This window comes from Flavobacterium plantiphilum (assembly GCF_046000495.1).
GTDB classification, from domain to species: Bacteria; Bacteroidota; Bacteroidia; order Flavobacteriales; family Flavobacteriaceae; genus Flavobacterium; species Flavobacterium plantiphilum.
In genome coordinates this window covers 483,071-508,529 of the sequence record NZ_JBELQA010000002.1, presented here as the reverse complement: position 1 = coordinate 508,529, position 25,459 = coordinate 483,071, and the positions used below count along the sequence as shown (strand labels likewise).

General features: G+C 37.2%; 13 protein-coding genes. All 13 read right to left on the bottom strand.

Annotated features, from left to right (window positions below; genetic code table 11):
• Positions 1-71: 71 nt before the first annotated feature.
• The 13 genes from ABS764_RS04875 to ABS764_RS04815 all read right to left on the bottom strand — a co-directional run bounded on the left by ABS764_RS04875 (position 72) and on the right by ABS764_RS04815 (position 25,448).
• Positions 72-3,590, bottom strand: a complete 3,519-nt coding sequence (locus tag ABS764_RS04875) for a malectin domain-containing carbohydrate-binding protein (protein ID WP_408080548.1) — start codon at positions 3,588-3,590, stop codon at positions 72-74.
• Positions 3,591-3,592: 2 nt separating this feature from the next.
• On the bottom strand, positions 3,593-6,325 hold the full coding sequence (locus ABS764_RS04870; RefSeq protein WP_408080546.1) for an alpha-d-galacturonidase: 2,733 nt from the start codon (positions 6,323-6,325) through the stop codon (positions 3,593-3,595).
• Between the two features lie 148 nt (positions 6,326-6,473).
• Complete coding sequence (locus tag ABS764_RS04865) at positions 6,474-8,390, bottom strand: exo-alpha-sialidase (RefSeq protein WP_408080544.1); 1,917 nt, start codon at positions 8,388-8,390, stop codon at positions 6,474-6,476.
• Positions 8,391-8,434: 44 nt separating this feature from the next.
• On the bottom strand, positions 8,435-9,328 hold the full coding sequence (locus ABS764_RS04860; protein ID WP_408080542.1) for a sugar phosphate isomerase/epimerase family protein: 894 nt from the start codon (positions 9,326-9,328) through the stop codon (positions 8,435-8,437).
• A gap of 89 nt (positions 9,329-9,417) precedes the next feature.
• A complete protein-coding gene (locus ABS764_RS04855) occupies positions 9,418-10,563 on the bottom strand; it encodes a sialidase family protein (RefSeq protein ID WP_408080540.1) in 1,146 nt (381 codons plus the stop codon).
• A 25-nt stretch (positions 10,564-10,588) separates the two neighbouring features.
• The gene (locus ABS764_RS04850) at positions 10,589-13,342 is read right to left on the bottom strand and encodes a glycoside hydrolase family 78 protein (RefSeq protein ID WP_408080538.1); all 2,754 of its coding nucleotides are present in this window, start codon (positions 13,340-13,342) and stop codon (positions 10,589-10,591) included.
• Between the two features lie 104 nt (positions 13,343-13,446).
• Entirely contained in the window at positions 13,447-14,154 is a 708-nt protein-coding gene (locus tag ABS764_RS04845) for an endonuclease/exonuclease/phosphatase family protein (protein ID WP_408080536.1), read from the bottom strand.
• Between the two features lie 119 nt (positions 14,155-14,273).
• Complete coding sequence (locus ABS764_RS04840) at positions 14,274-15,833, bottom strand: MGH1-like glycoside hydrolase domain-containing protein (protein ID WP_408080534.1); 1,560 nt, start codon at positions 15,831-15,833, stop codon at positions 14,274-14,276.
• A gap of 77 nt (positions 15,834-15,910) precedes the next feature.
• Positions 15,911-18,385: a glycoside hydrolase family 95 protein gene (locus ABS764_RS04835; RefSeq protein WP_408080531.1), complete on the bottom strand. Its 2,475-nt coding sequence runs from the start codon at positions 18,383-18,385 to the stop codon at positions 15,911-15,913.
• Positions 18,385-19,797: a prolyl oligopeptidase family serine peptidase gene (locus tag ABS764_RS04830; protein ID WP_408080529.1), complete on the bottom strand. Its 1,413-nt coding sequence runs from the start codon at positions 19,795-19,797 to the stop codon at positions 18,385-18,387. The genes ABS764_RS04835 and ABS764_RS04830 overlap by 1 nt, the downstream gene beginning before the upstream one ends.
• Before the next feature lie 25 nt (positions 19,798-19,822).
• Positions 19,823-22,603 (bottom strand): glycoside hydrolase family 78 protein, encoded by a 2,781-nt coding sequence (locus tag ABS764_RS04825; protein WP_408080527.1) that lies wholly within the window; start codon positions 22,601-22,603, stop codon positions 19,823-19,825.
• Positions 22,604-22,665: 62 nt separating this feature from the next.
• Entirely contained in the window at positions 22,666-24,531 is a 1,866-nt protein-coding gene (locus ABS764_RS04820; protein WP_408080525.1) for a six-hairpin glycosidase, read from the bottom strand.
• Positions 24,531-25,448 carry a glycoside hydrolase family 43 protein gene (locus ABS764_RS04815; protein WP_408080523.1) on the bottom strand — a complete coding sequence of 306 codons (918 nt, stop codon included), beginning with the start codon at positions 25,446-25,448 and terminating at the stop codon, positions 24,531-24,533. Before ABS764_RS04815 ends, ABS764_RS04820 begins: the two co-directional genes overlap by 1 nt.
• Positions 25,449-25,459: the final 11 nt, after the last annotated feature.

The following is a 25,459-nucleotide window of genomic DNA, read 5'->3' as shown; positions in this document are numbered from 1 at the left end:
ATTTTTTTTAAGCTTATCTGACATCCAAAAATCTTTATTCTTACCTCTTTTCTCTATTTTATATTTTCTTTCTATTGAAACTCTAAAGACTCCAGACGCAATCCTTTCATATTATCCGATTCAATTCTTATTTTGTATTTTCCGGCATTAATATAACCTCCCGAAGTGGTATTTAAAATCTTCCATTTCTCTGTTGGTGCCGGGAATTCAATTTCATCATTTCGTAACAAAATTCCATAAGCATCTTCGATAATTAATTTCACTTTTATCGGTTCCTGATTTAGATTCATGTATCTGAAACGCATCAGATAGATGTTCGCAACCCCGGGATTGACTTCAAATTCAATACTGTTTGGTGTATTTTTAGCAAATTCAATATAATCAGCTGATTTGAAATTTCCTTTCACAGTTCCGCCTCCTTTTATTTTAGCAGTTTCAGCTTCCAGTTTTAGTGAAGGCCGGTCGTCTTTTACTTTTCCTAAATCAGAACTTGGCACTACTACAATCGTAAAAGCAGGAGTTCCATCACCTTTGTTGCCAAAAAACACCTTTTCGTCTTTTTTTACTTCTTTTTCAAAAATACTAAAAACAACTCCTTTACTGTTTGTAGCTGTTGCTTCTGATTTTTTATAATCTGAAAGCCATGGTAACGCTGTTTTTAGATTCGAATCAATCAAAACCGAAACTGTTGCACTTTCTTTCGAAATAAAAGAACCTGTTATGTTATTTTCATCTGCAAAATAAACATAATCGGAAGTGTACAAATTAGACGGTAATTGTGTAAACGTCACATCTGAATTTAAATATTGTTTTGAATTCAGCTGTAACCAGGAACCAACTTCAACTGATGTATTTGCAACAACATCTAAGATATTCTTTGGTGAAGGAGCAGCTGCTTTTACCGATTGATCTTTCGACGCAATCGCAATAGCGGAAATAATTCCTTCTCCGGAAGTTACTTTTGGAAAATCAATTACTAATTTTCCATTTTTGCTTTCTGCTACAAAAGTTTTCTTTACCGCTTTCGCAAAACCAACTTCGTTCCAAATATCAAAATCCTTTAAAACCACCTGATTATTGATTGCCACATCAAAAATACGCCAGTCTTTGCAATCTAATCCTCCACCGGTTCCGTACCAAGGCTCAGAAAAATACAATTCGACTTCATATTCCCCATCGGCAACAGGAAATTCATATTTTAACTTATCCATTCCATAACGGAAATTTTGGAATAAGGCATCATTCTGAGTTCCGTCAACAAGGTCAAAAGTAGCACGCTGACTCGCAAAATAAGCGGGTATATTTTTAAAATCATCTGTCCAGGACAAAGAACCCCAGGTGTTCGCTTCCGTTTTATGAACATCAGCTAACCATTGGTTTCCGTCTGCATCTTTATAATCAGGACCTCCACAATTGACACGATAGATGTAATTATAATTCGCTTTTGTCGAAACAATTTCTTCTTTGGAACTTAATGATTTTAAGTTGGGTGCTTCAGGCAAATTATGCAGCACAATATAATCCTGAGCTACTTTTTTGCCATTTACATAACCCACAGCGTACAGGACATTATACTGAATATTGACTTTATTCCATTGAAAATGCTGTCCTCTTCCCGGATTTTTTAATCTCCCTAAAGACTGATTATTGACATCATTAAACAATTCTACCTCATCACAATTAGAATATACATCAATCCCGTTTTTAATCCCGGCAGATTCCCAGCGGTTGGGCCAGGTGTGTGAAACAATATACACCATCGGGTTGGTTTTATTGGAAACATAATTAGCGCGGTACATATAATACGCATCCAGCGGCTCACCCCAAATACTGAACAATCCTTTGTAATTTACCGGTCCCACCTGATCGACAGCTCTGAATCCTTCTCCGTTTTGTTCCCTTCCAGGATTTTCATGTGATGCGAATAACCAGTTGTATTGTCCCGCAATTTTATCTTTTACAGACTCCGCTTCACGCACTTTAATTTCCATTAACTGCGAAAATCGGTTTTCACTCAAAAGCCCTTTTTGGTCAAATTCGCCAAAAGTATGTAAATCCATAGAACGCCAGGCACCATATTCTCCGTTTAATAACTGAGACGTCATTTCGACATCATAATTAAACGGATCACCTCCATAAGTTCCGGACCAGTTTTGTACTACATTCCAATCCGTTCCTTCGCCACCGTTGCAAGTTGTTACTTTTCGTTGCGAGGATGCTGTTGGATCCATTTCACGAATAATCGCTGTACATTCTTCGGCAAATTCTTTCGGAATCGTACTTTCGTTCTGCAATCCCCACAATACTACTGATGGATTATTACGACGTTCTTTAATCCATTCGCGCAATAAGGTTTTGAAATTCTCTTTAAACTCCGGCGTATCGTACCAGATATGAGCCGAAAACTGGCTCCAGAATAAGATTCCGCTTTCATCCAGCAATTCCTGATATTTCAAATTATGAGGCTGATGTGCTTCTCTGAACGAATTGAATCCTGCCGCTTTTATCTGTTCAATTCTGGCTTTTATCTGTTTATCCGAAAAAGAATGACTCTGACCTATCTGATGTTCATATTCACAGGTTCCATTGATAAAAACAGGCGTATCATTAATAAAAAATCGGTTATCTTCTCCCGGTCTGTCTACTGGCCAGGAAACCCAACGGATTCCGTAAACTGTTGTAATTTTATCTAAAACTTTATTATTTTCTGAAATAGTAGTCGAAAGTGTATATAAATACGGATTGTCAGGCGACCACAATTTTGGTTTTTTAATTTTAGGTAATGTTTGCTGAATTTCCTTCGCTTCATTAGAAAGTGAAACAGTACTGGTAACCGAAGCTACCTTTTTACCTTTTTCATCCAAAAGTACACTAGTGACCATAACATTTCTATTGGATACGCTGTAATTTTGTAGCTCGGTTGTGGTGTGCAAAATAGCTTGTTCTTTTGAAGTCGATTGATCATTCCAGATATGAACACCAAAAGGTTCAATTCGAACATCATTAGTAATCACTAAAGTTACCGGTCTGAAAATCCCCATAGGCTGTGAACCTTCAGAAAATCCCCATTCACCGGAACATCCGCCACAAACCCAGGGCAAATCGGCAATGAAAGCAGGATGAGCCGCTTTGACAACGATTTTATTTTCAGCATCAAACTTTACAACATCCGTTATGTCCAGAGTAAAAGTGGTACGACCGCCTTTGTGCTGACCTACTTCTGTTCCATTTACCCACACGGTAGCATAACTGTTTACTCCTTCAAAAAACAGGAAATATCTTTTGGCTTGTTGCTGTTTTCCAATTTTTATTTTTTTTGAATACCAGGCTGTTCCATGCAAATTGCCGTGTGTCATTTGGCGAAAGCCATAATATTGATCCCAGTTATGCGGAACATCTACCGCTTTCCAGTCCGTATCCGAATGATGTACAAAATCCTGATCTGAACCTGAATTGGAATCAACCATAGTAGTTTTCCAATCGGCATTCAGCGAAATTTCTTCACGTGTTTGCGCCAGAATTTGATCACTTTTGCAAAAAGCAAAAACAATAAATATCAAAAATAATATAGTCTTTGTTTCTTTTTTCATAATTAATAAAATAACCAGTCTACAGCTTCTTTTTCATCTGCCCCAATGAAACCTACATCACGGGTTTCAATCTTTTGATTGGCATCAATAAAACCTAAAATCAATACTCTTCCTTTACCCAGATTAAGTTCATTTTCTCCTGCTTTAAAAGTATAAGTATGAATATTAATTCTTGGCAATTCTTTTAAATTCATCGCATTCGCCAAAATTACTTCGGCTTCACCTCTTTCATTTCCTGCTGCATTAGTTTCGAGACTTGGAGGAAATAAAAATCTTTTCTGATCTGAGTTAAAATAGCCTACCACTAATTTCACTGCTTTATCATTTTTAAATTTCAGCGTAGTTCCTTCGGTATTCTGCTGGTCTTCTATCAATGAAATTCCTTTTAAATTTTTTAGTTCAGGAGCGACTTTTATCAATTCAGAAATATCGGTTCCATAGACTTTTGTACCTACTTTCACCGCATAAGAGGCTGCCTGTGGACTGAGCATTGTCACTTGCTCTGTTTTCCAAGGTGTAATTGCTTTTGGTTTGATTTTTCCATCTTTAGCTTCTTTTAACAATACTAAATTTCGTTTAAAATTAGCCAGTTCACGTTCGTAATGCGGTAACAATTCCTCCCAGGTTTTGTTGTTCCCATCATCACCACCTATTGGAATTCGACGTTGCGCAGTCTGCATACTATTGGCATACCAATAGGTATCTTTAGTCAGCTTTACCAATTCCTCATAGTATTTCAGAGCTTTTTCTAAATGTGGTACAGCCTGATCTAAATCGGCAATATCATTCGAATAGCTGTATCTTAAAACCAGCATGGCCGCTTTTACTTTTTCGGAAAAACAATTGGCAAAAGCATCATAACAATACACATCATTTTTTAAACGACTGAATTCTTCCTTGTCTTTAGTCACCTTTGGAGCGGCTTTATCAATCGCTGCTACGGCAATTTTTCCGTGGTGCACAATTTCGCTAATCAACTGCGGAGGAATTTCTCCGGAATGGGCTTCATGGTTCCATTCTTTTCTGGCATACTCCTGAAGCAACTCTCCCGGAGGACCGCAAGATTCGTGGAATCCCGGATACACGCGCCATTTGGCCGGATTCACTAATTGGCTTTCAAACATTCCTAACAACAACGTTTGACGATTTCCTTCGGTAATTCCGAATTTCCGAAGTGTTTTAGGAGCAATTTCACCTATTTGCTCATAAGCTTCCAGAATATTTTTTGCACTTTCAGCATCTGTACCGTATTTTTTAGCTAATTGGGCATCCCAATAACTAATTTCCTGAGTTCGGTCTCTTTTACTGTCCCACGCATATCTTGCCCATGCTTGGTACCAGATCCAGTCGCGATCCATTTCTAATAATCGTTCCCCGGTTTTGGTTTTATCGGCAGTGTACGGCCAGTCCCAATATGACGCTTGCGGATACAAATGCAACGCATTTGCTCCATGAATAGTATGCATTGCTTTTACAGTTTTCTGGATAAAATCAGGAGAACCATATCTAAAAGGCTCTAAGTTGGCCAGAATATGTACATTTTCAATATGAATTGAACCCAAAGAACTCAACTGTTTGTGCGTTTCTCCCCAAGGTCCGCCCGGCGTATATGTGGTCAAAGATTCTCCGGTGTACTTACTCATGGTATATAAATTTTTATATAAAGGCAAAGCTTTCGCCATTACCGCTGGAGCATCGGTATCGTGTGAACGCAAAATAATGGGTGGTTCTTCCGTTTTTCCTAAAGCTTTCAATCCATCTTTAACACCGGGAAGAATGGTTTTAGTAAACCAATTTACATCATCCTCAACCGTATTCATCGCTTCACCCAAGCAAACCAACAAACCAACATTAGGATATTTTTCAATAAAAGCCGTAATTGATTTCTGTGTATAATCGGCAATTAACGGAGTGATAACACGCTCTCTTTCCTGAGTTTTTAAGTTGTAATGATCTGCAAAAGGCTTCGAAAGAATGATATTATAAAACATCTGAATGACCCATATTCCTCTTTTATTCGCTTCTTCGGTTAAGAATTGAAAAACTTCTTCGTTTTTCTTAAATGTTTCATCACTTACTTCGACAGCAAACGGATAGTCTTTTAGTTTTACCAATGAGGCAAACGGATGTCCGTTCCACAAATAAAGAGAATTCATGCGGTTTTCAACCATCATATCCAGATATTTGATCCAAAGCGCTTTATCATAAAACCATGGAAAAGATTCCGGCGTATAAGGATATTCATAAACGCCTCGACCTTCCAGATAAGTTGTTTTTTGCATTCCGATACAAGTACCTCTCAACACCATTTCCGGACTGTCGTTTTTACTGATTTCGGCTGGTAATTTGTTTTCTTTTTTAATAACATCGGCTAGTTCTAAAGCACCATATAAAGCTCCCGAAGCATCAAAGCCTTCAATAAAAATGATGTTTTTTTGCGTACTGATTTGGAAGCCTTCCTTTTTAGTTAACTGACTTTCGTCCAAAGTAAATTTGGCCGTATTTTTTTTCCAAAAATCAGTTCCTTTTTCGCCAATGACAATTACTTTATCTTTTGATTTTTTTGGTACTTTATCAGCAAAAATCACTTTATATCCTTTTGTTTTTGCTGCTTCTGATATTTTTTCGGCTCCAAATTGCACTCGTGGCGACTGAACATCACTTACAATGGTAAGCTGTTGCGCTGTCGCAAAAGAGACATAAAAACTGAAAAAAAGTAAACTTATATATTTCATTTCTATTATAATTTTGTTTTAGAAATCTTATCCTGTCTAGTTTGTCATTTCAACGAAGGAGAAATCTCCAGATGCTGAATCCACAATACTTAACTCACTTTGTGAAGATACCTCGCTCCTCGGGATGACAAAAATGAGGAACCATTTTTTAATTCTGAAAAATTTTCTTCAAATAAGTGGCATTAGCTCCATAATTAGCTTTCACATCATGAACTTGATTGATATCTCTGGATCGCTCTATAATTAACCACCCATGCCATTGCATGTCGTCAAGTGTTTTCTTTATTTTTGGAAGATCAACAGCTTTATTATTTTCCAGCCAAACTCCATCTGTAGTCGAAGCATGAATTTGAGCAATATTGTCTCTTCCCAAAGTTTTTAATTCTTTAGAAATGTCTCTTCCGTTATCAATTGCATTGGCAAAATTGAATGAAATTTTAATATTTCTATTTCCAATTTCTTCTAATAATTTTTTATCTCCCGCAGCATCCAAAGAAGTTTCTACAGCAATAACACCATCCACTTTATTTACTTGTTCTCCAGCCCATCGAAGACGTTCTACAATTTTTGCTCTTAATTCCGGATGTTTTACCAAATCTCCTTTCGTACCCAAAGGCAAGTAAGCGACCTGAACATTCATATTTTTCATAGTTTCGATGCAATCATTTACCATTTTCTCTACGGATTCTCTTTCTGCAAAAGATTGTCCATAAAAACCAGACATCGCAATCGAACTTATTTCTACTCCAGTTTCTTTTGATTTGTCTAAAAACTTTTGTCTCTCAACCGGATCTCCCAATTTACTATCAAAAGTTTCTCGATTACCCAAACCTCCCATATCCAATTCGATACCATCTGAACCAATTGTTTTCGCCAATTCAAATGCACCCAATTTTTGTCTTTTTAATATCATCCAGTCACAAACCGCAACCTTATACCTTTCTTCGGTCGGACCAGGCCAGACTCCATCTACAATTGGAAAAGACACTAATTTTGAAGGATCAATTTTTACATATTTGATACGTTGTCTTCTCCATGTATACACACAATGCAACATACCATCTGAACCTTGAATGATTGCCGGATAGGAATATTCTCCCACTCTGGAATCCTCTAAAACCAATGAAGCATCCCAATTGATTCCGTCTTTTGACACAGCAATATTCAATGGACTTCTAATTCCTTTTATTTGATCTTCATTGGGCCAAACATGATTGTAAATTAAAGCATGTTGTCCATTTTTCATAGTTACTGCATCGGTTCCTGAACTATTATTGGGCATATTTAATAGTGAAATATCCGACCAGGTATTGCCGTTATCTGAAGAAAAAGTACTGAATAAATGTCTGTTTCTTGTTCTTCCGATGGCTTGTATCTTTTTCCCTTTGTGGAATAAAATACTAGGCTGAATGGCATTTATTGTGTCTTTCCCTCGAGATATCGTATCTCCCATAATCCAATTTTTCCCAAAATCAGGAGTGGATTCCATACGCAAATACCATCCGTCTCCTTCAACACTTGACGGAGATAAAAGTGTTCCGTTTGCTAATAAAACCGGTTTGTTTTTGATTGGTCCTAAAAAATCTTCAGGCATTTTTTCCGGTTTTGACCAAGTTTCACCACCGTCTGATGAACGAATAATCATTCCCCACCACTTTGTAGGACTTGGACCTATTTTATAAAAAAGCATCAAATCACCTTTTGGAATTTGGTATAATACAGGATTCCAAGTGGCGTAACGCAAAGTATCGTTGATTACTCCATTAGCAACTTCTACACCTTCTGTCCATTTATCATTTTTAAGTTTGCTTACCCAAATACCTACATCCGGGTCTTTTTCATTGGTACCGCCAAACCATGAAGCTACAAGTTCTTTATTGGTTGTTTCTACAATGGTTGCCGCATGACAAGATGGATAAGGAGCTGTCTCAAATATAAATTCATCTTTAACAATCCCTTCTTTCCAGGTCTTATCTTGTAATGCTATTTTAGTATCAAAAGTTGGTTTACAACTTCCTAAAAATAACATTCCCACCAAGATCAAAGCAATTTGTATTATCCTCATTCTAATTTGTTTTTTAATTTATTTAAAAAGTAAGACCGATTAAACTAATTCTGAAAAATTTTCTTCAAATAGGCCACATTTGCACCATAATTCCTCTTTACATTGTACACATCGGTAGTGTCGCGGGAACGCTCAACAATTAGCCAGCCTTTCCATTTCATTTTATCTAAAGTGGATTTAATTTTTGGCAAATCGATTGCTTTATCATTTTGTATCCAGAAACCATCAGTATTGGAAGCATGAATTTGAGCAATATTCTTTTTCCCTAAAATCTCTAATTCTGACGCAATATCTTTTCCGTTTTCGATTGCATTTGAAAAATTGAAAGAACTTTTTATTCTTTTACAGTCTATTTCTTTTAAAAATTCTTTTTCAGCTTTAGCATCCAAGGTTGTTTCAACTGCTATTACACCGCCTACTTTAGCCACTTGTTTTCCCGCCCAACGTAAACGTTCTATGATTACCGGACGTAATTCAGGAAATTTTTTCAAATCACATTGATTTCCTAACGGCAAATAAGCCACTTTTACATTCATTGTTTTCATGGCATCAATACAATCCTGAACCATTTTTTTTACCGTTTCACGCTTTGCAAATGATTGTCCGTAAAAACCGGACATCGCAATTGAAGAGATACCAACATTAAATTCTTTGGACTTGTCCTTAAATTTCTTTACTTCAACAGGATCAGCAAGTTTACTGTCAAAAGTTTCACGGCTTCCTAAACCGCCCATGTCTAATTCTATTCCGTCGGCTTTTATTTGGCTGGCTAATTCAAACGAACCTAGTTTCTGTCTTTTTAGAATCATCCAATCGCAAACTGCCACTTTGTAATGTTGCTTTTTGGATGATTGCGCAGAAACCTCATTATTGAATGTAACTGCCAAAACAGCAAGAAATAAAACAATGGTCCTTCTTTTAAAATAATTTGCTATCATATTTATCATTAAAAAACTGCTGAATCTGCGTGAAATTCATCTCGCAGATTTAGCGGATTTATATTTTTTTAAAACCTTTTAATTTAATATTATTCCTCTTCCGCCTTAACAGCAGTTACCACTTTTCCTTTCTCTCCCGGCCAGATTCCTTTTTTGATAGGAAGTGTCACTAATTTTGAAGGATCAATTTTTACATATTTCAATTTCTGTCTTCTCCAGGTGTAAACGATATGTACCATCCCGTCTTTACTTTGTATTACTGATGGATACGAATACTGACTGATATTTGAATCTTCTAAAACCAAAGCGGCGTTCCAGTGAATGCCATCATCAGAAATAGAAACATTTAAAGGGGTTCTAGGCCCTTTAGCTTCTGTTCCCGGAGGCAAAACGTGATTGTACACTAATAAATGCCTTCCGTCTTTAAGTGTTACCGCATCCGTTCCTGAATTGTTGTTTGGCATATCTAGCAACTCCAAATCCGACCAAGTTTTTCCGTTGTCTTTAGAAAAAGTACTAAACAACGCCCTGTTTTTTGTCCTACCAATAGCCTGAAGACTTCCGTCTTTATGAAAAAGAATACTTGGCTGAATTGCATTAACTTGGTTTTTTCCTCTCGAAATAGTATCGCCCATCACCCAGGTTTTTCCAAAATCAGGAGTTGATTCCATACGCAAATGCCATCCATTTCCTTCGGTGCTGGATGGTAATAATAAATTTCCGTTACTTAGTAAAACAGGTTTATTCTTGATAGGTCCTAAGAATCCGTCAGGCAATTTCTCTGCTTCTGACCAGGTTTTTCCTCCGTCAGTAGATCTTCTTAGCATTCCCCACCACTCTGAAGGTTTTGGACCAATTTTGTAGAACAACATCAAATCGCCTCCGGGAATTTGATACAGAACCGGATTCCATGTTGGTAATCTTGGTCCGTCTTTCATTATTCCGTCTGCCACCTGAATTCCTTCACCCCATTTGTCGCTGCCTTTCTTTTTCACACTTACATAAATACAGACATCAGGATTTCTTTCACGTGTTCCCCCAAACCAAGCTGACACTAAATCACCATTAGTTGCCTCTACAATAGTTACCGAATGACAAGAAGGATAAGGTGCTTTATCATAGATAAATTGATCTACTAAAATGCCTTCTTTCCAGGTTTTATTTTTTAAAGCAGAACTACAACTTCCTAATGTTATCACTCCAATAAGCATGACTGCTATTTTTAATCCTCTCATTTTATTTTTTATTTGTTATTGTAATTTATTTTAAGTTTATGGTATAAACCCCTGATGGCAAGCTTACAATTTGTTGATTACCTTCAGTTTTATATTTAATTCCTATTTTTTCTAATTTTGCTTTATTTACAGTAATTTTTTTCGAATCAGTTGTTGGTAAATAAACCACAGCCGAAGTATTTGCCGGAATTGTAATGTTCCATTCCAAACCATTTTTATTTTTTTTCCAATGGCTTTTAATCAATCCATGAATAGATTCGTAAGAAGCATTTACAAAAGTGAGTCCGGCATTAAAATCGGGTTTCATGATAATTTCCTTGAAGCCCGGATTTTCAGGATTGCTCTTGATTCCCGCCATATTTTCGTAGTACCAAATCATTAAATCACCTAAAAGCATCACGTGATTTTGAGAATTCATCGTGGGGTCAGCTGTGTTTCCATTCCATAATTCCCAAATGGTTGTGGCACCGTTTTCGACCATATAACCCCAGCTTGGATAGGTTTTATTGGAAGCTAATTTATAAGCCAGATCACCTCTTCCAAAATTGGTTAGCGTTCGCATTAAAAACTGTGTTCCAATAACTCCCGTGCTGATATGACCGTTTTTAGTCACTTCCACTTCGTGAACCATATTTTGAAAAACCTTCTCTTTTAGGTTTTCAGGAACCATCCCGAAAGCCAAAGGCAGAACATTAGCGGTTACGGTATTATTAGCATAGCTGTTGGTAGCTGTATTCAAATATTTAGCATTGAATGCTTTTTTAATTCTTGTTGCCAAATCCTCATAATGAGCAATATCGGATTCTGCATTCGCTATTTTAGCAAACTTTTGCATTATACCCAAAAGCTGACAATAAAAAGCACTGGATAACAATTGTCCATCGGTTAAACGGGCAGGATCTTTAGAACGAATCAACTCTAAGGATTCCGGTGGAACACACCAATCTCCATATTTATCTTTGTTCATCAAATCGTTTTTCAGATAATTTTCTTCCATATACGTCATCCACTTTTTCATCGACGGATATTGTTTTTTAATTACTTCAGCATCGCCGAATTGTTGGTACAACATATCCGCAACTGTAATGTAAGTTCCGGGCCAGGTTACATTATCACCATAATAACGCCAAAAAGCGGGTGCTACATCTGGCAATCCACCGTCCTGAGTTTGGGAATATTTGATATCGTCGAGCCATTTGGCATACAAAGTCTGATTATCGAATAAAAAACTTTCACCATAAGCTCCTGTTGTTCTGTCACCCAACCAAGGTTGGCGCTCGTTTCGTTGCGGACAGTCGATTGGCATTCCTTTGTAATTTCCGCTGATTCCCCACCAGGCGTTTTTAAAAATCTGGTTCATCGTTGCATCCGAAGACTCGAAAGTTCCTGTTGTTTTAATGTCGTCATATACCACTTTTCCAATGAAATTATCCAATGTTGGCTTGTTCGGAAAACCGGAAATTTCTACAAAACGGAAACCGTGAAATACAAATCGTGGTTCCCAGATTTCTTCTCCTCCGCCTTTAAGTGTATAAATATCGGTAGTTTTAGCATCACGCAAATTGGCAATGTACAGCGACCCATCCTCCTGTAAGGATTCGGCGAATTTCAGTGTGATTTGGTCACCAGATTTTCCTTTTACTTTCAATTGCAACCAGCCTACCATATTCTGACCCATGTCTAAAATGTAAGTTCCTCTTGGAGTCGCTTTGATAGAAATGGGTTTTACCTCAGCCATTATTTTCATATTCGGTGTCATCTGCGCTTCATAAAAACCGCCCGGTTCCTGCACATATCTGGCATTTATCCAAGTAGAATCATCAAAATTAGTTGTGTTCCAGCCTTTCATTTCCTTACGTGCATCATATTCTTCGCCGTCGTATTCGTTGTTAGCCAAAATTGGTCCGTCGGTAGTTAATTTCCAGGTTTCATCGGTTCTGATTACCTCATTACTTCCGTCGGTATATTCCACAAACAATTGCAAAGCCATTTTTGGAAAACCAAAAGATTTTATTTTATACGGTTTGTAATCCTGACGCATCGCAAAATAGCGTCCGTTTCCTAAAATAGTCCCCAACATATTTCTGCCTTCTTTCAATTGCGCAGTCACATCAAAAACATTGTATTTTACGTTTTTGGTATAATCTGTTGGAACGGGAGCTAAGACCTGATCGCCAATTTTATTTCCGTTGATGTACAGCTCATACAAGCCCATACCCATAATGTAAACCTTAGCGCTTTTGACCTGTTTTTTCAAATCAATTGCTTTTCGCAAATAACGGGCTGACAATCTCGAATACTGAGAAACACTATCGTCTTTCGATAATTTTTCATAGCCAATCCAACGGGTCGATTTCCAATCGGCATAGGTTAAAATCCCGATGCTGAAATGTGCCGTTTCATCCGATTTAATTTCGCCTTTATTTGTCCAAACAATTACTTTCCAAAACGCATTTTGTCGATCGCCCAGCTTTTTGCCTTTGTAAACAATATTGACAGATTCGTTGCTTGTTACTTTTCCGCTATCCCATAAATCGGCTTTGTTCGCTTTCAGATTTTCCAAAGTCGAAGCAACCATAATTTGATAGGCGGTTTGTTTCACATCATTTACATCAGCTTTTATTTGCCAGCTCAAACGGGGCTGAACCACATCAATTCCTTCCGGATTGTTTAGCATTTCGCATTGCAGATTGGTCATGCTGATTTTATTTTGGGCTTGCGCCAAAGAAAAACTGAGCGATGCTATTAGGATGAAGGTATGTAGAAGTGTTTTTTTCATAAATTTTATTTTTTTTGTCACGCAGATTTTGAAGATTTTCGCAGATAATATTTTTAAAGATTACGTCTTTGTATTTTTCGTTTAAACTTTTTTGTTTTTATCATTTATTCAATTTCACATAAAATCGGCATATGATCACTGATTCTTATCCAAGTATCGAAGTCTCCAATTTCAAAACTAATCATTTTATTAGTGAATCTTTGAGTACCAAAAACATAATCAATATGATAAGGTCTTTCAAAATTTCTTTGAAAATATAAGGTTGGTTTAGTTTCTTTACCTTGAAGTTCACTTGTAAATCTGTGATAAAAACTTTCAATACCAAGCTCACTAAATTCTTTCACAACATCAGAATGATTCCACCATCTGTCCCATTCATCCCATCTTGTATTACTATTAAAATCACCTACAATTATTGACTCATTTAGCTTGTCTTTATTTATTTGTAAATATTTCCACAATTGACCGATATAACCAAAATTAGGAGAATTGTTCCTGTGTGTCCAGACAGCCAATAAGTTAAAGTCCTTATTTATTCTACAGGGCAAAAAATGCTTTACTGTATGGTCTTTGAAACTATTACTCCAATCTAACTTTTCCAGTTTAATCTCTGACTTTGCAAAAACTGCAAGTCCTTTATTTTTGTTATCTCCAATCCAAAGATAATTTTCAGCCCATTCTTGATATTTTTTATCCATTGATTCAGCTGGATTCTCACATTCTTGAATTATATATATGTCTGCATTTAAGTCTGTAATAATTTCAAACTTTTTTCTAAATGCTCCGTTACAATTCCAAGTTATTATTCTCAATCTTCTAGTTATTTACAATAATCAATAATATCCGATTTTGGCAGATTTTATTTGAATCAGATTGAGCAAAAAAATCTGCGTTAATCTGCTTAAATCCGTAAAATCTGCGTGCAATTTATTTATTCCGCAACTAATTTTTCTAATCTCTCAGAAACCCCAATTTCCTTCCCATTCTTAAAAATCCTAAACCCTTTCCCTTTACCATATTTTTCTCCTGTTTTATCCCAAAGGATGGTGATGATATTGCCGTGATACAACACATTATCCAGACAAAACCAATCCCATTTTTCCTGTGGAATCAACGGATTCACTTCAATTTTCTCATCAGCTCTCGGACGTAAACCAACTAATCCCGTAATCATCAAATCATTAAAAGTAGAGTGATTGTAATAACGGCTGCGTTCTCTGTCGCCCATTAACCAATACCCCGTTGTTTCGTCCAGATATTCGCCAATATATGGTCGCCCACGATAATATTGTGATTCCACATACAAATTCATTTGTTTGAAATAATCATTTGCATCTACTACTTTTTGCTCATAATCATTTAGCAAATTAGCCATAGCGGTTAAGGTTTGCGAAGTAGCAAATGGCCAGATAGCACCATCCCACTCACAAGTTCCGGTTCCATGTGTTCTAAAACGCGGACTTCTTCTCTCGGCAGTGGTTAAACCAAAAGGAGCCGAAAATCCTTTTTCATCCTTTAATTGTTCCCAGGCCTTTTCAAAACCTTTATTCTTTTGCGGCAAATTAAAATACCACGGAATAAAACCAATGGCTTCTCTTACTTGTGCCAAGGTATCTTTCTCGGTAAAGGTTTCAAAGAAATCCGATTTAGGATTCCATAATTTTTTTTCTATTAAACTTTGCAAATTATCTGCTTTAGCTTTGAATTTATCTTCCAATGCTTTATCGCCTTTCATCGCAGCCATTTTCGAAATAGCCATTGCATTTCCGTACATATAACTGTTAATGGTTGGTCTTGCATTTTGCACTTTTCGTCCGCCACTCAGGGATTCTTCCATTCCGTCTTTTACATCATGCTGCCAGAACAAACCATCTTTGCGCTGACGGTCTTTTTCCCAAACGGCATAATCCGTAACCATATCCGGCATCATATCCAGTAAGAATTTTTCATCCTTATTTACTAAATAACGATTGTATAAAGCATCTGCAGTCCAGCTACTAAACTTATACAACTTGTTCATAGGTTTTCCCTCATTGCCTCTGTACCATAAATGCACATCCTGCTCAATGTATTTTGGGTCATGAACCCATCTGAATTCATTAATATGATGTCCTAGAGCACAGGCAATCATATTGTATTTATCAGCATACGAGCGATCTACCAAAAATTCGGTAATGGCATAACCCTGAGGGGTATTTTTGATGTGTTTGCGGGCTGTCCACCAACGGAAATAATAGATTTCTTCAAAATTTTGCTGTGGACATTCAAACAACGGAATATTCTTTTCCATCCATTTCCAGGCACTATCATTTGGAATGGCAAACTTCAGGTTTTCATCTTCCATGGTGTTGAAATAATCAACATAATGTTTGAAGTTATCGGCTTTCAACACAGCTCCTTTTGAAAAATGTCCCGAAGTGGATTTACAGCCGCTTAATGAAGCGATCAAAACTGTAAAAGCGATTATTTTGTATTTAAAATTTGTCAACATTTTAATTATTTATTTTTTCAGTTTGTTTGTCATTACGCTCACGTTATGAGATTGCTTCGTTCCTCGCAATGACCTTATTAATTCCCGTAAAATGTATAGGTCTGACCCGCTTTCATCTCTACATCATATTCCTGATACTTTGGCAATTTTACTTTTGGTAATTTTGCTTTATCTGAAATAATTGGCTTCTTCACATTCGCTGTCTCGAACAATGGATTTGGATTTTGTCCTTTGGCTTTTTTCATTGCAAATCCGCTTGCTTTTAAACTATTTTCTAATCTCAATCGACAATTTCCGTCTAGTTTAGCCTGAATTTTCAACATCGAAACCTTATTGTTTTTCCATTCGATATCCAGTACATAACCGCCTCTGGCTACTATTCCTTTTATAGAACCATTTTTCCAAACTGTTGGCAATGCCGGTAATAATTGAATAGCACCTTCCTGACTTTGCATCAGCATTTCGGCAATTCCCGCGGCGCATCCAAAGTTACCATCTATTTGGAATGGTTGGTGTGCATCCAACATATTTGGATAGGTTCCGCCACCTTTTCGTTGTTCTGCGGTAACCAAATGCAACTGATCCTGAATTAATTTATAGGCATGATTTCCATCTAATAAACGAGCCCATAAATTTACTTTCCAACCCATTGACCAACCTGTAGATTCGTCTGTTCTGTAAATCAAGGATTGTTTAGCCGCTTCAAAAAGTTCCGGTGTTCTAAACGCTGATATCTGATTACTTGGAAACAAACCGTACAAATGGGATACATGGCGGTGATTGTCTTTAGGATTGTCCCAATCGTCCTGCCATTCCTGTAATTGATTGTGTTGTCCGATTTTCATCGGAGGCATTTTAGCCAGCGCTTCCTGTACTTTTTTAGCAAAAGTCACATCTTCTGACAGAATATTGGTAGCCCTAATTACATTAGTAAATAAATCAAACAACAATTGGTTATCCATTGTGGTTCCCGAAGCAATAGTTGCTTTGCCGGAACCTCCAGCATGCGTATTTTCAGGTGAACTTGCCGGAACGACCACCAGATATTTTGTATTTGGGTCAATTACCATAAAGTCCAAAAAGAATTGAGCCGCTCCTTTCATAAGAGGATAAATTTCAGCCAAATATTTTTTGTCTCCGGTGTACAAATAACGTTCCCATAAGTCCTGACAAACCCAGGCACCTCCGGTTATCCACATACCCGAAGTAGCGTGGTCGATAGGCCCTGTAATACGCCAGATATCGGTGTTGTGATGCAATACCCATCCGCCACAGTTATACATAGTTTTAGCCGTTTCCTGTCCTGTAACCGCTAATTCTTTTGCCATTTGGATAAATGGCTCGTGCATTTCCGAAAGATTGGTCAGTTCAGCTGGCCAGTAATTCATCTCCGCATTGATGTTCATGGTGTATTTACTTTCCCATGGCGGTGCAAGCATATCATTCCAGATACCCTGTAAATTGGCAGGCTGACCGCCCGGTTGCGAACAGGAGATTAAAAGGTAGCGTCCAAACTGATAATAAAGAGAAACCAATTGCGGATCAGATTGCTTCGCAAAGTTTTTGATGCGTTCATCGGTTGGTGCATTCATCGCTGCGTTGCTTCCCAAATCCAAACTGCTTCGTTTGAAGAATTTTTGATAATAAGCCACATGTGCTTTTTTAATTTCGTCAAAATTTTTAGTTAAAGCTGCCTCAAGAAAACGTTTACATTTTTGCTCCTGATTTTCGTCTAGTGTTTTGTAATCCACAAAATTAGTAGCAATAGAAACATATATTGTAGCTTCATCAGCGCCATCGATACTGATAATTCCGTTTTTTGAAGTTACGGTTCCTCCAACATTTTGAACAGCAGTTCGCCCCTGAAATTTGATTTTCCCTTTTTGTCCTTCCACAGTGCTTCCTACACCCGAAATCACACTTTGTTTCCCATCTGAATAAGGATCCGTTTTATCAAATGGACTATTCATCATCAGATTACAGCTAATCATTCCCGGCTTACTGGCAGTCAGTTTAACAGCAACAACCTGATCAGTAAACGCAGTCAAAATTTCTCTTTTATATTCTACACCGTTCACCGTATATTTTACTGTTGCCGTTGCATTTTCAATATTTAAATCACGGTAATAGTTTGTAAACTTATCATGACCTGAAAAGGAAATATACAGGCTCCCAAAAGTCTGATACGGCATTCCGTTATTAGTTTGCGACATGATATCCGAATCTGCCAAAGCCTGTGCTTCATCAAATTTTCCTTCAAAAATTAATTTTCTAACCACTGGCAAAGCCGCTAATGATTTGGAATGCGCGTTAGAATTGGGCGAACCGGCCCAAATAGTTTCTTCGTTTAATTGCAATCTTTCAATGGATGGATTACCAAAAACCATGGCGCCCAATCGACCATTACCCAAAGGCAAGGCTTCGTTCCAGATAGCGGCAGGTTTATCATACCATAATTTTATTGGCTGTTGTTGTGCCAATGCAAAATTCACTCCCAATAAAACCATTAGGAATTGAAAAAAGAATCGGCTTTTTGTACTTGTAAAATTCATTATTGTTTTAAGTTTTTCTCTCCAAAAAGAGCGTATAATTGATTAATATCTTTTAATGCATTTGCCGGTAGTTTTTCACCTTTTGCACCAAAAACGTACATTTTTTCATAAGCTTCAATTACGCAGGCAGATTCATCTATTTCACCTTTACTGTTTTTTACTTTATTGATATCTAAGCCTAAATGTTTTGCCATAAAAGGATACATTGCCATGCGTTTCGATTCGCCATAATTATGTCCCTCTTTAGCAAAATGTGCGTTTTCAACTAACTCTTTTTTTCCGTATAAGCCATAGGTTTTTTGAATAAATGGAAATTCTAATTCCGGTACTGTCGATGTCCAATCGCCACCATCAGAAATTATTAATTGTGCTTTTGGAGCTGCCATTGCTGCAATTTCAGCATTATTGGTTCCATTTCCACAAAGGTGTAAACCGCGACCGCTCTCACAAGGGCAACCACCTGAAAAATGAGAAGAGGTCATCACCACCGGTACAGAAACTGTAATTCTATCATCAATTGCTGCCAGGAACATCGTCATGGAACCACCCCCGGAACCACCGGTAACTCCCACGCGGTTTTTATCGGTATACTTTTGCGAAAGCATATAATCTAATAATCTTTCGGCACTCAAAACCTGAATGGTTTGTGCAATACTTTGACGATGCAAAGTCGAATCAAACTGTAAAGTCGATTCGCCCCAGGCAAACAAATCAAAACTAACCACAACCGCACCCATTTTAGCCAGAATAGTACAACGCAATTGCTCGTCTTTTCGATATCTGCCGTCACCAAAATGTCCGTTAGGTGTAATCACTACCGGTGCTTTTCCTTTTAAAGGATACGGTTTGTAAATGGAACCCGTAGCATAAACGCCCGGCATAATTTCTAAACCAATATTCTCCACTGTATAATTACCATATTTTCTAACTTTAGTTAAAATTGGGTTTTTGTTTGGCATTGCCGGTGCTTTGTCTAAACCAATGGAACTGATAATACAGGATTTCAAATCGGCTTTTCTGGTTTCCCAGGATTTTAAATTGGGATATAAGTCTGCTAGATATTCTAATCGTTCCTTACCTACAGCATCCGAATTTCTGGCATATTCAAATTTGCGTATGCGATAAACAGAATCATTTTCTTTAAAATAGGTCAGATTAAAAGGCGTCAAAACAGCTGTCAGCGAAACTTCTAAATTGTCCTGACGGATTCTCCATCGGGCATATTCTAATTCTTTCTCTTTAAGCAAACCATCTTTGTCATTGATAGTGATTTTAAAAATAGATTCTATCGTTTTTATTGTTCTTACTATGGGTTCTTTGTAATTATCATCTGAGGTTTGTGCGGCTAGTTTTGGCAAAACCAACAGCAGCATCAGCAGTAAAAAAGTCTTTTTCATTATAGCTCTCATCATTCTTAAAGTATCATTTTATTTATATTTACAAAGCACATTCCACAACATAAACACCTGAACCTAAAATAAATGTAGTTTTACCATTCTCATTTTGAACCGTTTTAGAATTGCTCAGTTTTTTACCATTTACTTTGATAACGGTAGTATTAGCTACAGGCAATTTTACAGTTGCCGTTGTATTAGCCGGAATCGTGCATTTATAAATTAATTTATTCTCTTTTTTCTCCCACTCTGAAGCGATTTCTCCATAAACCGAATTATAAGTTCCTTTTACAAAAGTCATATCGCCCACCATTTCAGGTTGTAAAAAGAAATGTGTAAATCCCGGATTTGCTTCATCGGGAACAATTCCCACTAAACTTTTATAAAACCATTCTTCAATTTGCCCCAGCATAAAATGATTCCAGGAATTTCCTTTTCGCGGATCCCATTGCTCGGTTAAAGTGGTCAGACCAAATTTGATTTGGAAACCATAACCCGGTGCATCATAATGGTTGTGCATTTTATACATCACCTCATTCAAACCATTATCAGCCAGAACCTGAAACAAATAACGATTCCCAACATCACCTGTTGTCAATCTATAGTTTCTGGCTTTGATATCGTTAACCAGATTGGTTAAAACAGCCTGCCTGTCTTCTGCGGAAACCATGTTTAAAAACAAAGGTACTGCATTAGAAAACTGACTTCCGGTACCGTACTGCTTCGTCTTTTCATCAAAAAACCTGCCATTAAATGCATTTTTTACACTTATTGCTAATTTTTCATAAATAACTGCATCTTCTTTTTTATCCAATAGTTTCGCAGCTTTGGCCAATAAATCAACACCAAAATAGTAATGACTTGTCGCTGAGAGTGCTATTGGGCTATTTTTAGAATAACCTGCCGCATGATCTCCATAATCATACCAGTCACCTAAACCGTAAGAAACAATTCCTTTATCAGCTTTTGAAGTCAGATAATCCACATATTTTTTCATTACCGGATAATATTCTTTCAATAAAGAATCATCTCCATAATAATCATAATACATCCAAGGCAGAATAACTCCTGCCACTCCCCATTCAGGCGAATCGGTAAAATCACCACCAAAAACTACATATTCCGGAGCAATAGTTGGAATCATTCCGTTTTCACGCTGTGCATCGGCAATGTTTTGCATGATCCCGGGAATATAATTTTTCATGTTGTAATTGTAAATCAATCCGGGTCCGTTTAAATGGGATTCTTCCAGCCATCCCAGTTTTTCCCGATGCGGGCAATCAGTAAGCACTGCCTGAAAATTACTTTTGATAGCATTATTAATCAGCTCATGCGTCTTATTGAAAATTTCATTCGAAGAAATAAAACTTCCGGCAGTTCCGGCTGAATTATAAATAAAATTAGATTTTAAATCTATAATTGTTGGCAAAGAAGCATCCTTAGTCGCTTTATAATTTGCCCCTTCAATCTGAATGTACTGATAGCCATAATAACTAAATTTAGGCTGCCATTCTTCAACTCCTTCGCCTTTTAAAGTATAATCAAAATAATACGGTTTTCCGGATCTTCCCTGACCTACCGTTCCATCATCATTCAGTCCTTCACCAACCCACATTCTCACGGTTTGTCCTTTTTTACCCTGTACTTTCAGCGTAGGGAAACCGGATAGATTTTGTCCCATATTAAAAACACTAACACCCGCTTTCGGTTCCGTAACTGCTTTAACAGCAAACTGCTCTTCAATTTTTACAGGAGTAAGTTGTTGTGGTCTTAACACCCCTTTTGGCGCTTCCTGAATCACAATTGATTTCCAGTGAGCATCATTAAAATGAGCCTTATTCCATCCTTTTTGTTCCAAATTTGCATTGTAATCTTCGCCTCCAAAAATACTATTGAAAGTGATTGGACTTTTAGCATATTTCCAGGTTTTATCCGTTTTGATAATTTGTTCAGAGCCGTCTTCGTACAGGACTTTCATTTGTAAAAACAAAGTAGGCGGACCAAAACTCACAAAGAACTTGGCATACCTTTCTTCAATCATGTTGTACATTCCGTTGCCTAAGACCACCCCAATTACGTTTTCACCTTTTGATAATTCATTTGCCTTAATTTCATAAGTATTGTAGTAAACGGTCTTATCATAATCTGTCCAGAGCGGTGCAAATTCACTATTGCCTACTTTTTTTCCGTTTAAAGTCAGTTCATAATGTCCCAATCCGGAAACATAAACTACCGCTTCTTTTATTTTTTTCGAAATTGTAAATGGTTTGCGTAACTGGATACTTCTACGAGCCAAAGAATCCGTTGCATCTACCATAGCCTGTCTTTTTTCTTTTTTGAAAGTAGCGGTATGGTAATTTCGGCCTTCCGGCAAATGACTATCAGCTTTAGTAATTGCCCCAATCCACGTTGGATTTAAATCCGAAGGCTGGATTCTGAAATAAGCCACATTGCTCCATTGAGTCACTTTTCTATTACTGTACCAAATTCTGACTTTCCAGAAATATTTAGTTCCATTTTTTAAAGCTTTCCCTGTGTACTTAACGTCCTGACTTGCGTTGGAAATTACTTTTCCGCTATCCCAGACATCCCCTTCATTGGCATTCAGTTTTTCTTTAGTAGAAGCTATTACTAACTGATACGCTGTTTGTGAAACATCAAATTTCTTAGCAACTATTTTCCAGCTAAAAACCGGATTTTGGGTACTTACTGCTAACGGATTTGTAGTACTATTGCATGTTAAATGGGCAACATTAATTTGTCCATTAGAAATAAAAGTTACTAAAAGACAAACAAGCAATCCTATGTTTTTGAAAAACTTCATGTTCTGTTTTTTTTGCCACGAATTCACGAATCTAAAACAATTTGCAAATTCGTGGCTGTTTTTTATAATTTTTCCGTAACCAGTGATTTAATATTAAATACCGCTTCCGGGATTTCTAAACCAGTGTTTGGTAAATCCACATAATCTTCAATATCGGGTGCTGTATCCGGATTTGGAGTATAACGCTGATCGCCGGTTCTGAACATAATTCTCGAAATTCCATCAGTTGGTGCATAGAATATCTTTGTACCTGATTCTTTGTCATTTACTTTTACAGTATAAGAACGGGAAGCAGCATCCAGTTTTACGGTAATGGTATACTCTTTACCGGCTTCGTATTTAGTAATTCCGCTAAAACGGGCACCATTTTTCACTTTTAAAACCCCTTCCGAATCAAACACCAGTCGAATAGATGGTAATCCCTGTTTATTCTGGAATTCAATTTGCAATAAACCATGATCATTTTGTTCCGGTTTTACGGTAAAAGTAGCTTCCATCTTTTCAGCAAAAGGAATTACACGTTCTACACGGGAATAGTCAAACAAATCATGATCACGCAAAGTTAACCATTTTACACCGTCAGCTTTCTTTTCTATTTTGGCGGAAGCCCAGGAAAGGTTATACGTATTCCAGAGTTTTAATTCCTGACCGTCAGGCATAGCATTAAAAACGTCATTGGCATTTTCTTTTACTTCACTTGTTATCGGAACCGGAACAGAAGCCACCCAGATATCTTCCTTATTCACGCTATAAGAAACCCAAAGTTTCCCGTCTGGCGGAGTTCCGTTGTTTTCAGTAATTCCTCTCACGTATTGCGGACCATAGGATTTGTAATTTCCTCCGTAACGCATTGGAGAAATTTCTCCATGAACCAGTAATAAATCGGTATAATTTAAACCGTCATCGGATGTTGAAATGGCTAATGGCCATCGGTATTCTGATGGGTTATAAACCGTAGCATACCGATTATCAGACGTTTTTTGTCCCCAGATTTTAGCATTACTGTTGACAAAACCAGGTGCACGCAACGGCATATATTCCCAGTTTTTACCACCATCTTTACTAACAGAAGTTAAGGCGTGTTTCCATAAACCTACCACATTTCCGTTTGCTAAATGATAATAACTAAAGGCTTTATATGGTTTTTGTAATGGAATCAATTCATCATCTCTGTCAGCTTCTTCTACCCATTGCTGCATGATTAAGGGCTGAGAAAGGATTTCTTCACAAGCTTTCTTTAAAGCTCTGTCTTTTGATTTGGTATAAAATGGAAAAGCCGATTTCGATTTATCCCAGGATTTATTGTATCGAATGAAATAGATAGGTCCAAAACTTCCGTCTTTATGAATCTCACGAATCACACGGCCCACTCCTTTTCCGTCATTGGGATCGTCTTTTTCGTCCATTGCAATCCCGTAATAAGCTAATGCATACAATTTTTTATCAGATGATGTATAAAATCCCATTCGCTGGTGCATAATCGCATCCAGATTTTTAGCTACACCATCTACTCCTTCTTTTTTCCATCCGTCAGGAATGCGGTAAACCGGAAAAATTACCTTTGGCATTCCCCAGTTTTCGCCGTCTTTAGAACTCACTAATAAAGTCTGACTTGGCGGAATATGTTCTCCTGAACGACCACTTAAATATTCCAGAAAAAAAGTATTATTCCAATACGCCATGGTAGGCTGATGATTGTAAGTCCAGCCATAGCCATCTGATTTTTCAGGATGTTCCCTGCTGGCACGCATAATTTGCGTAGCATGAACCCCAACAACAGGACTTAATTGTCCGTGGTGGTAATCGATATTAGACAATGTTTTTCCAACATATCTCACGGTATCATTTTGTGCAACAGCTGCAGTACAACTTGCTATTGTAACAGCTATTACTAAAAAATTGTTTTTTATGTTTAAAATGTTTTTCATTATTTTTTATTTTCAATTAAATTTTTCAAAGTTTTCTTTGAAATAGTAGTAATTGTGCCGTGTTTATGACCTTCCGGAAGTTGAATTTGCGACGATGCATCTTCAAATTTTTTAAAATCAGAAGTCTTTACTGCTTTATAATTTTTTGCTCCGTAATTATCGTAATAAATCAGCCAATCGTTTGCTTTTTTCAAAACCGTAGGGCCTTCAGAAAGATATGCCGTATACGGTTCAGAAATATTTTCGAACGGTCCCAATGGTGTTTTTCCAAAAGCTACTTTTAAATTTCGCATGGGTCTGGTATTGTCTTTTAAAACTAATACGTAATCGTTTTTAGCTCTCTTGACAATGACGCAGTCAATCACAGAAAAACCGGGTTCAAAAAACAGTTTGGTATCCGAAAATGTTTTGAAATCTTTAGTCGTCACATAATACATGCGGTGGTTGTTCTTCTCGTCTTCTACTCCTTTTTCAAATCGAAACGGAATGGTGGAAGCCCAGATAATGATATAGCGGTCCTGTTCGTCATCATAAAAAATTTCGGGAGCCCAAACATTTACCACTTCAGGTTCATTTTTCATCACATGAATATACTGCTGCTCTGACCAATGCAGTAAATCTTTAGAACTGGCATACCCAAAACCATCGCCACCTTTCCAGTCTGTTGTCCAGACCATGTGATACACATTGTCTTTTCCTTTTACAATTGAAGGATCACGCATGATTTTGCTTTTCCCCGCTTCCGGTTTTAAATAAGGACCTCCTAAATCTTTCCAATGGTAGCCATCTTCGCTGGAAGCCAAGTACAATCCATCTGTAGCTGGCTCACGAAAAGAAGTAAACAGATAAGCTTGTTTCGAATTGGAACAACTCCAAGTGCTTAAAGCAATTGTCAGGATAAATAGAATTTTTTTCATTTTTTAAAAAT